Annotated in this window: 11 protein-coding genes; 1 reads left to right on the forward strand and 10 read right to left on the reverse strand. The window is 59.6% G+C overall.

Annotated features, from left to right (window positions below):
• The 3 genes from Q7P63_03005 to Q7P63_03015 form a co-directional block, all read right to left on the reverse strand.
• Positions 1–611: alpha/beta hydrolase (locus Q7P63_03005; GenBank protein ID MDP0499045.1), on the reverse strand; the 611-nt coding region annotated here is incomplete at its 3' end.
• A gap of 409 nt (positions 612–1,020) precedes the next feature.
• Positions 1,021–2,154 carry an NADH-dependent flavin oxidoreductase gene (locus tag Q7P63_03010; protein ID MDP0499046.1) on the reverse strand — a complete coding sequence of 378 codons (1,134 nt, stop codon included), beginning with the start codon at positions 2,152–2,154 and terminating at the stop codon, positions 1,021–1,023.
• A 46-nt stretch (positions 2,155–2,200) separates the two neighbouring features.
• A complete protein-coding gene (locus tag Q7P63_03015) occupies positions 2,201–3,043 on the reverse strand; it encodes an SDR family NAD(P)-dependent oxidoreductase (GenBank protein ID MDP0499047.1) in 843 nt (280 codons plus the stop codon).
• Positions 3,044–3,172: 129 nt separating this feature from the next.
• On the opposite strand from Q7P63_03015, the gene Q7P63_03020 reads away from it, so the two are divergent.
• Entirely contained in the window at positions 3,173–4,081 is a 909-nt protein-coding gene (locus tag Q7P63_03020) for an AraC family transcriptional regulator (GenBank protein ID MDP0499048.1), read from the forward strand.
• A 1-nt stretch (position 4,082) separates the two neighbouring features.
• Here Q7P63_03020 and Q7P63_03025 read toward each other — a convergent pair whose 3' ends face one another.
• From Q7P63_03025 to Q7P63_03055, 7 genes are all read right to left on the reverse strand, one after another.
• On the reverse strand, positions 4,083–5,120 hold the full coding sequence (locus tag Q7P63_03025; GenBank protein MDP0499049.1) for a 3-deoxy-D-arabino-heptulosonate 7-phosphate synthase: 1,038 nt from the start codon (positions 5,118–5,120) through the stop codon (positions 4,083–4,085).
• 127 nt (positions 5,121–5,247) lie between these two features.
• Positions 5,248–7,257, reverse strand: a complete 2,010-nt coding sequence (locus Q7P63_03030; GenBank protein ID MDP0499050.1) for a hypothetical protein — start codon at positions 7,255–7,257, stop codon at positions 5,248–5,250.
• 310 nt (positions 7,258–7,567) lie between these two features.
• Positions 7,568–8,302, reverse strand: a complete 735-nt coding sequence (locus Q7P63_03035) for an RNA pseudouridine synthase (GenBank protein MDP0499051.1) — start codon at positions 8,300–8,302, stop codon at positions 7,568–7,570.
• A gap of 604 nt (positions 8,303–8,906) precedes the next feature.
• Complete coding sequence (locus tag Q7P63_03040; GenBank protein MDP0499052.1) at positions 8,907–9,890, reverse strand: MlaD family protein; 984 nt, start codon at positions 9,888–9,890, stop codon at positions 8,907–8,909.
• Entirely contained in the window at positions 9,887–10,675 is a 789-nt protein-coding gene (locus Q7P63_03045; GenBank protein ID MDP0499053.1) for an ATP-binding cassette domain-containing protein, read from the reverse strand. The genes Q7P63_03040 and Q7P63_03045 overlap by 4 nt, the downstream gene beginning before the upstream one ends.
• Before the next feature lie 2 nt (positions 10,676–10,677).
• On the reverse strand, positions 10,678–11,430 hold the full coding sequence (locus Q7P63_03050) for an ABC transporter permease (protein ID MDP0499054.1): 753 nt from the start codon (positions 11,428–11,430) through the stop codon (positions 10,678–10,680).
• 7 nt (positions 11,431–11,437) lie between these two features.
• The gene (locus tag Q7P63_03055; GenBank protein ID MDP0499055.1) at positions 11,438–12,868 is read right to left on the reverse strand and encodes a hypothetical protein; all 1,431 of its coding nucleotides are present in this window, start codon (positions 12,866–12,868) and stop codon (positions 11,438–11,440) included.
• Positions 12,869–12,883: the final 15 nt, after the last annotated feature.

Here is a 12,883-nt window from a genome sequence, read left to right on the forward strand (position 1 = left end):
TAATACTCCCAAGCCTGACGCAGCTCTTCATTTGGTGCATCTTCTTCCTTCATCGGAGCCATTGGCATGGTTGCAGGCTCCGCGCCAGTGGCATCGGCAGTGCGCGCACCAGAACCGGCTTCAAGGTAAGGAATCGCATCGCTGTCTTTGACGTTGTTGTCCCAACCGTTGCGGAACATTTGGCCGATGTTCACCATGCTGACCGTTCCCACAGCTTTGATGCGACGATCATTAATGGCGGCATTGGCGGTATAACCCGCACCCGCACAGATCCCCATCGCACCAATGCGATCGTTGTCGACGTAATCCAGCGTGGTGAGGTAGTCAATCACGGCACTTACATCTTCCGTACGTACGTGTGGGTTTTCCAATTGGCGCGGATTACCGGTACTTTCACCTTGATAAGACGCATCATAAGCAATGGCAACAAACCCGTGCTCTGCAAGTTTTTTTGCGTATGTACCTGCGGTTTGTTCTTTCACACCACCACCCGGGTGCGACACCACAATCGCCGGGTAACGCTTGGTCGCATCAAAATTTTCTGGGAAGTTGATCAGCCCAGCGAGTGTAATGTCCAGACCGTTGGTATTAGGAAAGTAGACTTTGTTCATTTGGATTGCTCCTCAGTAGCGTACGTCATTGTCTTAGAAAGCTGTGCGCCAGTTCGCGGTTTGCTCCTGACTTGAAATCAGTATAGGCAGATCATGGCGTGTAAGTTTGCCTAAAATGACGAGTTATTTGCCTGTTTTGTTTTTTATGCCTGAAATGATGAAATCAAAACGAGCACGAGTTCAACACACTGCACATAAAACAAATAACTTATTGATAATAATTAAATTTAAAATATCACTGTCTTTATACCGCACTGTGTAATTCAACAAAATCATTGTGTTAAATTTGTACTCATGCGGCCAATCAGCGGTGCTTGTCGCCGTCAAAAATCGCAAAACAGGCAAACAAAAAAACAATGGCCCTCATGATGAGAGCCATTGGCAGAACGTGACACAATTCGTGTTCAAATTATGACTGAACAGGGAACCATCCCGGAGTGGACTTGATGATGTTCCATAACTTGGTCGGCACTTGCAGATCATCGGCGCTGTGAGACAAATCCAACGCAGCTCGAATCTCTTGGTCGCGGCCATCTTGAGCCATTTCGACCCAAGTCGGATTCATCACCAAACTGCGTCCGACCACCACCAGCGGCATGCCTGTTTCAAGCACGTGACGCGCTTGATTCGGCGTACGCACCTCTCCTGCGGCCATGAGTGGCACGCGATCAGCCACACGGTCGATAAAGCGTTGCGCCGTGGTTTTTCCACTGGTGTCATCCTGAGATTGACCCGCAAGGATGTTGTACAGCGACGTATGCAAGTAATCGATATCGCCCGCTTGCGCCAAGGTTTCAGCCAGCGCCAGCGCGTCATCAATGCGTAACGCGCCCTCTCCTGGTTCTTCCGGCGAAATACGATACCCCAGCAAGAAAGGACGGCTTGCGTGTTCATCGATCACGCGGCGCACTTCACGCACGACTTCCAACGGGAAGCGCATGCGGTTTTCCAGTGAGCCTCCCCATTGGTCTTGACGTTGGTTAAAGAGCGGCGATAGGAAATTCTGAATCAAGAAACCATGCGCGCCGTGCAATTCAATACCATCAAATCCCGCTTCAATGGCTCGGCGTGTGGCTTGGCCAAAATCATGGATCAGCTCGAAGATTTCGGCTTCGGTTAATTCACGACTTGCGAGTTTGCCATCGTTAAATGGCCCTTTCGGCGCGGCCATTGCACTGGCACTCACCAACTCACCGTTCGGAATCAGGTCGGGAACCGCTTTGTTCCCGGCATGGAACAGTTGCAACACCGCGACTGCGCCGCCACTTTTGGCTGCATCCGCAAGCTTCGTTAAGCTGGGAATAAAGCGATCGTCATATGCTGCAAACTCATCCGTAAATCCAATCCCGCTCGGCTGAACGTGGCTGCATCCGGTCAACAGTAAACCCACCCCTTGTGCACGCGCACGGTAGTAACGGAGTTCTTCGTCAGAAATGGTTTCATCCGCGTTGGACGACCATGTGGTCATCGGAGCCATGACAACTCGGTTGCGTAATGTCACACCATTTTTAAATGTAAATGGTTGGAATAATGGATCTTTCATGTGTATTCATTGCCTTTAAAAACATGGTATGTCTAACCCGCTCGGGTTAGTAATCGGTTGATGCCGTCAAGCTGGCAAACTGATGCGTCTCTTGGATTCGCGCCTCTAACGACGGCATCACGAAATCGATGGCATCATTGCCGATCAGCAATTGGCGTGGCTGCTTGTCTAAATCCACCACGCGAACGATGACTTCCGCCAATTTGGCCGGATCACCTTGTTGTTGGCCATCGGCGGCAGCCAGCAGCTCACGGGCATGACCATAAGGCTGATAATCGTCGATGCGAGTTTCACCATATTGCGCCGAGCGATCATTTAAGAACTCAGTGCGGAAAAAGCCCGGTTCAATCGCCGTCACTTGAATGCCCAGCGGCGCAACTTCATCGGCCAACGCCAATGTCATGCCTTCAACGGCGTATTTCGACGCGGAATAAAACGTGGCATTGGCGACGGCTTTCACGCCCGCAATCGAAGACGTATTCAGAATGCGCCCCTGTGCTTGCTTCCTCATGACCGGTAACACCGCACGCAATACATTCGCCATCCCAAACACATTGGTCGCAAATTGCATTTCAATTTGTTGTGACGAGGCTTCTTCAAAACGCCCCAGCAAGCAAAAACCGGCATTGTTGACCAGCACGTCGATGCGGCCAAAGTGCCGCAAGGCCGCCTGCACCGCCACCTCGGCCTGTTCCGGGCGGGTCACATCCAGCGGCAGGGCAAGGAGCCGCTCCGGGTCGGCATCGAAGGTGTCGCGAATTTTTTGCGGGTTGCGCGCCGTTGCCACCACGGAGTCACCCGCCGCCAAAGCCTCCTGCACCAGCGCGGCGCCGATCCCGCGCGAAGCCCCTGTAATGAACCAGATACGTCGTAGGAGAGAGTCTTTCATCACGCTACCCATCCTACCACAACGGCGCACGCCTTCGGTAGCCGGATGCTCCCCTTTGCTTGCCCAATCCTCTCAAAAAGTTGTGCCGCCCCCATTCCTCGCTAGGCTCGGTTCTCGGAGGAACCTGCCATGGAACAACTCGTCGAGCTTCGTGATCTCATCAGCCGCCACTGCAGCGGCCCCGCCTACAAGCAACACCTGCCGCGCCTCTCGATGTACCGTGCCGAAGAGCCGACGCGGCCCACCTTCGGCATGTTCGAGCCGCGCCTCTGCGTGGTGGCCCAAGGCTGCAAGCACGTGATGCTGGGCGACCAGATCTACGAGTACAACGAGGCCAACTACCTCATCGCCTCGCTCGACCTGCCCGTGGCCGGCTGCGTCTGCGTCGCCAGCCACGAAAAGCCCTACCTGGCGATGAGCATCGCGCTCGATATCAGCACCCTCACGGCGCTCATCAGCGAGCTGCCGGAGCCGGAAGACGCGCCCAACCTCTCCGGCCTCTCCGTGACGCCCATCGATGCCGACTTGCTCGAACCGCTCATCCGCCTCATGCGCCTGCTCGATCGCCCAAGCGACATCCCCTTTCTGGCCCCGCTGGCCGAGCGCGAGATCCTTTACCGCCTCCTGACGGGCCCACAAGGCATGCACCTGCGCCAGATCGCGCTGGGCGAAGGCCGCATGGCCCGCATCAGCCGCGCCATCGCCTGGATCCGCGAATACTACGACCGGCCCCTCGATATCGACCGCCTGACCGAGGTGGCCCACATGAGCCATTCGTCGTTCTTCCGCCACTTCAAGGCCGCAACATCGCTCAGCCCGCTGCAGTTCCAGAAAAACATCCGCCTGCAGGAGGCCCGCCGCCTGATGCTGGGCCAGCAGGGCGACGCCGCCAACATCGGGTTCCGCGTCGGTTACGAAAGCCCCTCGCAATTCAGCCGCGAATACAGCCGCATGTTTGGTGCCCCGCCCGCCCGCGACGCCGCCCGCCTCCGCGAAGCCCTGCAAGAGCTCGAGACCCCGCAGGCCATGGCGATGTAACTCACCGCCAGCGGCTCTTGATCTGCCAGAGGGCGCGGAGATCCTGAATGAGCTGGCGCAGCACATCGGGCGTGATAGACTGCTTCGGGTCGTCTCCGATGCCTTTGCGGGGCTGCAGGTGGGTCTCGACAATCACCCCGTCGGCCCCGTAGGCGATGGCGGCGAGGCTCGCGGCAGGCACGTATTTGGCCCGGCCGACGGCGTGCGATGGGTCGACCACCACGGGCGCCCAACTCTTTTCCTTGAGCAGCGGCGTGATCGACTCGTCCGGATGGTTGCGGTAGCCGTCGAGCGCCGGCATGGTGCCGCGCGGGCAAAAGATCACGTTGGGATTGCCGCCGGCCACGATGTATTCGGCGGCAGAGATAAACTCGTCGATCGGGCCCATGTGGCGGCCACGCTTGAGCAATACCGGCGTGCCCTTGGCGTGCGTGTCCATGCCGATGCGGGCCAACAGGCTATAGTTGAGCGCATTGCGCGTGCCGATCTGGAGCAGGTCCACGCCCGCCTCCAATGCCATCACGAGGTGCCGCTCTTCCATCACCTCGGCAATTACGGGCAGCCCTGTCTGCCGCCGAGCTTCCAGCAGGATTTCGAGGCTTTCGCCCGCGCCCTGAAACGAGTGGGGCGAGGTGCGCGGCTTCCAGACACCGCCGCGGATTACGTGGGCGCCCGCTTCTTTCACTGCGGCCGCCGATTCGAGGAACAGCTGCGGCTCCTTCGGGTCGATCGTGCAATGGCCCGCCATCACGACCGGCTCTTCGCCCAGCACCACCGAGCCAACCCGCACCTTGTGGCTGGCGAGCGCGCTCTGGCGGTCCATCAGCTTGTAGACCGATTCGATCCGGTCCACACGCTCGATAAAGTCCAGCCCCAACAGGCGGTTGACCATCGTCTCGCTGCGTTCATCGCCAATGATCGCGTAAACGTGGCGGTGCGCACCCTTGATCACCTGGATGTGGCACCCAAACTCCTCCACGATGCGCTGGACTTCGAGGAGCTGCGGATCGGTCAACTGCGGGGCTTTGGAAAGGATCATGCACCCAGTTTAGGTGAACTGGGTGCCGAACTCAAAAGATTAATGAAACAGGAGCTAAAAGGAGGGAAACGCAGTGAGCGTGTCTTCTTTCGCTCTTGTTAGCTCCCGTTCCAAGGTCAGCTCAAAACTATTCGGTGGAGTCGGGGATGTAGAGCCAGTGCGAATCTTCCTGCATCCATTCCTCTTCGACCCAGACCCATGCATTCAGCACGTGGCTGTAGAGCCAGGGAGCGGAATCGACCCAGAGCCAGCGGAGTTCGCTGCCTGCCCAGACGTAGCCGTCGACGATTTCCATGCCAGCCCAATAGGTGGGCGCAGGCACTTCGGGCGTAGGCTTGCCGCCTTGCACCGGGGTCACTGCATGCCAGTCGGTGCCAACCCGCAGCTCGTCGGCCAAGAATTCACCGACCGGGCGGTAGTAGGAATCGTTGCCCGCATGGAGCCCGAGGCCCTGCATGGCCACGTCGTTCGGCGTCACCAAGTCGCGCAAGGCCACATCGCGGATCGCGTCGCTGGCGTCTTCCTCCAGCAGGTTGCGCGGGTTGACCCAGAAAGTGGCCACGGTGCCGACCAGGTCGACGACCTCGCCCACCATGTTGACCTCCTGATGCGCGGTGTAGGTGAGCCGCACCACGATGAAGGCTTGATCGGTAAACGCCGTCTCGTCGATAAAGTGCGTCGATTCGGAGTTGAACGACCACTGGTTGATCAGCTGATCCGAGAGGTTGCCGATCATCGCAGAAGTGTCAGTACCTGAGTCTCCCGAGAAGATATTGAGGCCGGCACCGCGCGGGTAGAGATTGTCACCCCAGGGGTAGCCGTTGGGATAAATGCTGGTGTCGGACCAGAGCGGGTTGCTGAGGTCGGTCGGCTCGCCGACGCGCTGCCCGATGAACGACATATAGACGGTGTTACCCGGCTCGGCTGCGACCGGCTCCGAAAGAGTGCGGCGGACGTTGGTGTTGACGCCAGTATCACCCGAGACATACGCATGGCCGCCTGTCGTCGCGAGCGCATAACCGCCTTCGTCGGTATATTCGAGGCTAGCCTCTTGCACGGAGGCAAGTGGCTGTGGGCCCGGTTCAGCGGCCACCCATGGTCCGACCCAGCCCGTACCACCATCGAGCGAATTCACGACCAACTGCTGACCGGCAATGTAATCGAAGCCTTCGTAAGCGAGCAGGATCGACGGCACATCGACGCGTTCCGGAGCTTCCAGGCCCGTGCGATTCATGAAGAACCAGCTGCCGTTGCTCGTCATCGAACCTTCGGGGATGAAGATCCAGCTATCGAGGTCCCAACTCCAGAACCACTCCGAATCGCTTTTTTCCAGCCAGCCTAGAAAGTTCTCACCGGTAGCCAATCGACTATTGACGAGCGGACGCCCGGCCCAGGTTTGCCCGCCAGTGTGGGGCGTCACCGCTTCCCACGAATCACCGATCCGCAGCTCGTCGAAGCTCAGCTCCGCGTGCGGGCGCAGGGCGTTGCTGTTGTTGGCTTCAAGCGCGATCACCGCAGGCTGGACGATCAGCGGATCGTCGCGCGAGGTCCAGTCGAACGTGACGGGTGGCTCGCTGAAGCGCGGCCCGGCCATGTTCGGGTCGATCCAGATCCGCACGCGGTCGCCATTCCAGCCACCCGCCCCGTGGGCTACTTGCATTACCACCAGGCGGGTTTCCTGGCCCGCGCCAAAGGGCACCGAGCTGCGGGCGTCACGGCGATCATCGCCATAAATATCTTCACCGGTGAAGCGCCAAACGTCGTCGGGGCGGTTGGAAAGGTTGCCGAGGAAAAGTTGCAGCAGGTCTTCGTCGTTCCAGCTGAGCAATCCAATACCAGCAGAACGCGGATAAAGGTTGTCGCCGTAGGGGTAATTGCCACCGTAAACGGGGTTGTTGGGGTCGGCAGCTTCACCCGAGCGGCGGGCGAGAAATGAAATAAAGGTGTTCGTGCCGATCGCAGGCTCACGCACCGGGTTGGGCAGTGCTTCCAGGTCCACCTCTCGCTGGATCGCACTGTTGCTGCTCGCGCCAGTCAAAAAAAGGCTGCCGCCTTCGGTATGAAGGGTACGCTCACCATCGGTGTAAGACAGGCTCTCGGTCACAACCATCGCGCCACCAAAAGCGGGAGCAGCCATGCCCGTTCGAGCACTCCATGCTCCGGAAAAGCCGGTTCCACCGTCTTTCATAAGGGCTACGGTATCCGCCTCGTAGGCAAAAGGTTCATATACGTGAGGCTCGGCTCTCAGGCTCTCCAGGCCGAATGCGCAGCCTAATGAAAGCAACGTTGCTTTCTTCCACGCGGGTACATAAGGAGGGTAGGTCATGTGAAGTAAGGAATTAGGGGATTAAGGGGGATCTGCCGCCAAAACGGTCCGGCGGTGCCGAAGTCCTTAGAGACGCTCCTTACGCTCGACAAGGCAAATCGATTTCAGGAAATAGATTACTTTATTTCATGAAAGGCACCTGCATCGCGGTGGGCATGGCGCATTGAGCCTCAAAATGATGCGCTTTTCCACCCGCCTTGAACTCCAGCTTGACGGCAGCCGCATGGAGTAACAGGCGCTTTTCGCCGTATTTTTTCGCAAACTCCCGATTGTAGCGAAAATCTCCATAAGTCGCGTCCCCCACGATGGGCAAGTGCCGGCTGGCGCACTGCACGCGTAGCTGGTGGGTACGCCCGGTGTGTGGCTGCAGCTCGATCAATGAAAGCAGGGGCTGCGTCTGGCTCTGCTTCAGCTGGCGGGCTTCGCAGAGCGCCGGCTCGCCCCGTGGGCTCGTGATGGTGCGCAACTGGCCTTGACGCGTCTGGGTCAGCAGCTTGTCGCTCCAGCGCTCCTGCGGGCGCGCGAGGCGCCCCTTGACCACCGCGAGGTAGGTTTTTTGTACATCGCGCCCGGCAAAGCGGGCCTTCACCTCCGCCGCCACCTGCGCATCGGTCGCGAGCAAAATCAGGCCGCTGGTGGGCGCATCGAGGCGGTTGAGCAAAAAGTAGCGTGCGCCGCCGTCCAGATACGCCTCGGCGGCCTCATCGTAGGGCAAGGTAAGCAGGGCCCCCTCGTCGGCCACACCGCCGTCATTGGGGTGAGAGCGTATGCCGGAGGGCTTTTCCAGCGCCAGCAGGCCGGCCGCGTGCTCCCGGATCAGTCGCACTTCCGGGTGTAAATGATCCGCCAGAGACATGATGCCCCACCGTGCCGGACGCGCGGGCATTTGTCCACCCCTGCTCATCCGCAGCCCCAAAACCGGGCCAAAATAAAACCGCCCGGCATCCCAGCCGGGCGGTTTCCCCAAGTGCTTAACCAAACTACAAACTCTAACTGATTCTGAAAACTGCTGTCACTGTCCCTGTGTTATCTAAGACGGGAGTGGGTGGGGATTTGTTCAAAAGCCGAAACGATTTTTGGAAAAAAGTTTTCACCTCCTCTCCAGATGCTTAACCACGCGGCTCCGGGCCCGCTCTTCTCCGCGTTTTAGCTTTTGAGTCCTAAAAATCGTTTCCCGGTGAACCACACCCGAAGTGGTCCGCAGGTTTAAAAAAAATGTCGCCGGGGTTGACCGACCCCGGCGACGCTCTCAAGTGCTTAACCAAACTACAAACTAGGCTGAAACAAAACTGTAATCGCTCTGCTATTAGCTTAGCTATATAGGTAGATCGCGTGAAGTGGGAAATTGTTCAAAGAAAATTCTGATTTTTCCCCAGTACATGAAAAACGGGCCCGCAAAAGGCCCGTTCATCCTGTTTTTCGTTGCGCTGAACCCGGCTGGAAGTCCCTCCGCCCGCAGGCTAGAAGAGGGCGCCGGCGGCGGTTCCGACGGCCGAGATCGGGCCGGCGTCACCCACCGTGTCGAGCGTCTGCTCGGCCTTTTGCAGCATTGCGCGCAGCTCCACGTAGAGTTCGTCGTCGTTGACGAGCTTTCCAAGCGTGCCCTCGCCCTTGTTCAGCTTGAGGGAAAACTCGTTGAAGTTGGCGATCGTTTCCTCCAGCTCGCGAGCGGCCGTGTCATCGTAGAGCAGGCGGCCGATGGAGCCCTTGCCCGCCTTCACGTCTGCAATGATCGTCTGCGCCTCGTCGAGGGTGGCGCGGGCGTCGGTGGCGGCCAGCTTGATCTCGTCGAGCGTTTCGACCGCGCGGGTGTAGGCGGTGTCGTCATTGATCAGCTTGCCGAGCGTGCCCTCGCCGCTGTCGATCTTCATCGTGATGGAGTCGATGCGGTCGACGATGGTGTCGAGCTGGGCGCGGTTCTCCGTCACCATGTCGTTGAGGTTGGTGAAGAGATTGCCCATGTCGCCTTCGCCAAAGCCGGAAAAGCTGTCGGCGATCTGGTTGAACTTCTGGCTGAGCTGGCTGACTTCGTTCATGATGTCGTTGAAGTCGGCCGTGTTCTTCGTCTCGATCCGGGCGCCATCCTGCACCATCGACTGGCTTTGGCCATAGTTGACGGCGATGTAGTTTTGCCCGAGCAGGCTGGCCACGCCGATGCTGGCGATGGAGTCGCTCGGGATCTGGAACTTCGAGTCGATCCGGAGCACGGCCTGCGCCTTGCCTTCGACCAGCTTCGTCTCCGCCACCTCACCGATGCGCACGCCCGCCATGCGGACGTCGCTGCCGGGGGTCAGCGTCTTGAGGTCGTTGAACTGGGCGACGAGGAGGTAGCCGTCCTTCTTGCCGAACTGGTTGTTGCCGATGACCGAGTAGGTCACGAAAATGAGGATGAGCCCCAGCACAAAGAAGAGGCCCACGCGGACGTATTGCAGCGATTGTTTCATGCCGAGTTGCGGCCCTGGCGGAACCGCGGATTGGAGGGATTGATAGTCGGGTTAAGAAAGTCGCGCACCCGTTCGTCTTCGCTGTTGCAGAAGGCCTCGCGGGTGTCGTTGAAGATCAGCTCGCCATCCCACAGCAGGCCCACCCGGTCGGCAATGCCGCGCGCGAGATCCTTGTCGTGGCTGACGACGATACTGGTGACGTTGGTCTCGTCGCGCACAGTGGCGATGAGTTCGCTCACGGTGGCGGAGCGGATCGGGTCGAGCTCGGAAGTCGGCTCGTCGTAAAGGACCAGTTGCGGCTCCATCACAATGGCACGGGCCACCGCCACACGCTTGCGCATACCGCCGGAGAGGCTGGCGGGGAACTGTTTGGCCGTCTGCTCGATCGAGAGCACCTCCAGCACGCGGCTCACCTTCTGGCGGATGGTCTTCTCGTCGTAGAGGCGATGCTCGCGCAGGTAGAGCGCAAGGTTGTCGAAGACCGTCATCGAGTTGAAGAGCGCGCCGGCCTGGAAGACGAGAGCGGTCTTGAACTTCTCGTGCGTCTCCTGGTCGGAGGCATCATGGCCATTGATCAGCACGCGGCCCTCGTCGGGCTTTTCGAGGCCGATCATCTGCTTGAGCAGCACGCTCTTGCCGGAGCCGCTGGGCCCCATGAGCACGAAGATCTCACCCGGCTTCACGTCGAAGCTGACGCCCCTGAGCACGTGGTTGTCGCCGTAGCTCTTGTGCAGATTCTCGGCCTTTACCGCGAGCGGTTGCTCGGTATTTTGTTCGGCTTCCATGCTTAGAGCTGGGTGTAGGTGACGAAGTAGTCGAGCAGGAGGATGAAAATGATGCACGAGACGACCGCGCGCGTCACGGCGGCGCCAATCTCGCGCGGGCCACCCTGCGCCTGCAGGCCCACGTTGCAACATACGATGATGACCATGAGGGCAAAGATCTCGCCCTTCACCAGGCCGTCGGTCAGGTCCTTGACCGTGATCTGCGCGCGCAAGGCGTTGTAATACGTCTGCGTCGTCTGGTCGAGCCACGGCACGAAGCGCACCACCAGTTGCCCGCCGATCCAGCCCATGAGGTTGGACGTCATCGTGAGCAGCGGCATGGTGATGGCGACCGCGATGAGGCGGGGCAGCACGAGGAAGCGCTCCGGCGGGATGTTCATCGTCTTGAGCGCGTCCACCTCCTGGTAGACCTTCATCGAAGCGAGCTCTGCCGTTACCGCCGAGCCCACCCGGCCCGTGAGCATGATCGCCGTCATGACCGGAGCCAGTTCGCGCACGAGGGAGACCCCCACGACGCCGCCAATAAAGTCGGTCGCCCCAAACGCGTTGGCGCTGTAACCAAACTGCAAGGCGAGCACCCCGCCGATGAAAAGGCTGAGGATGGCCGTGAGCGGCAAAGTCCCGTTGCCGATAAACAGGCACTGGTCCACGATCCGCGGCATCATGCGCAGCGAATACGGCAGGTAACGCAGCGTGCGCAACAGCAGCATGAGGCCGCTGCCGAGCTGGTTGAGGACGTTGAGCAAAGCAAACATAGTATCCCTAGAAGTCTTTCCAGAAGAATTCCCAGCGGCGGTCGTCTTCGCTGCCATGGCGGCCCACGAGCCCCCACAGCACCTTCCAGTCGCCCTTCGCGCGTTCATCTTCGCGTTGGTAGTTAAAGAGCGGGCCCACGCCGAGGCCGGTGGTCTCCCCCTCGTTCCGCTTCCAGTTGAGCAGGTTCCACAGCAGCGAATGCTCCACGCTCTCCTGCCGGCGGTCGTAGCGGTAGACCGCAAAAAGGTTGCCCCACGCATCGCGCATGGTCGATTTGTTGGGGAAAAGCCCGCCCAGCGGGTCCAGCACCTGGATCTGGCGCGAATCCTCGCCATCGTCCCAATAGCCGAAAAACGGCCAGAGGTAGCTCTTGCGCGATTCCCAGGTAGCCGTGCTGCGGCGCTCGTCCCACCACACGAAATACAGGAGCTGATCGCGCTCGATCGTCATCGGAGCTTCCCAGCGCTTCGAAGTCTTAACCAGCGGCCACATGTACCAATGCTTCTCCTGCAGGCCCTTGCCCTCGTGCGTATAGAAAGGCATCCAGCGGTTGATGAACTTCTCTTCGCCCTTGCCCTGCACGAAGAGCGGCCAGAAGTAGCGCGTCTCGCGGTAATCCGGGCGCGGGTCCCACTCGTGGGTGTAGCCGAAGAACGGCCAGCCAAATGTCTCGCTCTTCAAGCCCGGTGCGGTCGAGCGGGCGTAAAACGGCAGCACGCCGAAGTCGTGGCGCGGCTGCTCCCTGTCCAGCCCACGGTGCACATCGTAATAGATCGGCCAGAGCGCGAAGGTGCGGTCGTAGTCGTTGTCTTTTTCGAAATGCCCGTAGAGCGGCCACAGCGCCCAGCCCCGGCTCTCCGGCCCCTTCAGATACTGGATAAAGGGCCACGGCACGGAGTAGCGCACCGCCTTCTCGTTGCGCGTGCGTACGTAGAGCGGCCAGGCGGCAAAGTCGACCCGGTCGCGCCCGAAGAAATTCTTCAACGTGCCGCCCACCGGCCAAAAGGCGGCGTAATTGGCCTGCGGCTCCGGGCTGTCGAAGTAAAAGAGGAAGGGGAAGGCCTGGAAGTCCGTAATATCGCTGCCGGAATCGTGGCGGTAACGGATCAGGCTGTAGATGTCCCAAAACACCATGTCGCCCCGCTCCCGGTAATTGAAGATCGGGTAGGCGAGGTGGAACTGCTCGTCGTCGGGCCGCGCCTCCCACGAGTAGGAAAGCGTGAGCGGGCGGAAGCCGTAGACGCTGCGGTCTTCCCACTGCTGCCCCAGCCAGAACGGCCCGAGGCCGGTGGAAGTGGCCGGGCGGCCCCACGTATCGGCCGGGCGAAACGTAAGCAGCGGCCAGAGGTTGAAGCCATCGGCCTCGTCCTGAGCCTGGAGCGGCGCCGCCAGCAGGCTCAGTAACCCCAGTTGGCACCATGTGCGGGCAGATTTCATCAGTTGAGCGAAGCG

Source organism: Verrucomicrobiota bacterium JB022 (genome assembly GCA_030673845.1).
GTDB lineage: Bacteria > Verrucomicrobiota > Verrucomicrobiia > Opitutales > Oceanipulchritudinaceae > WOUP01.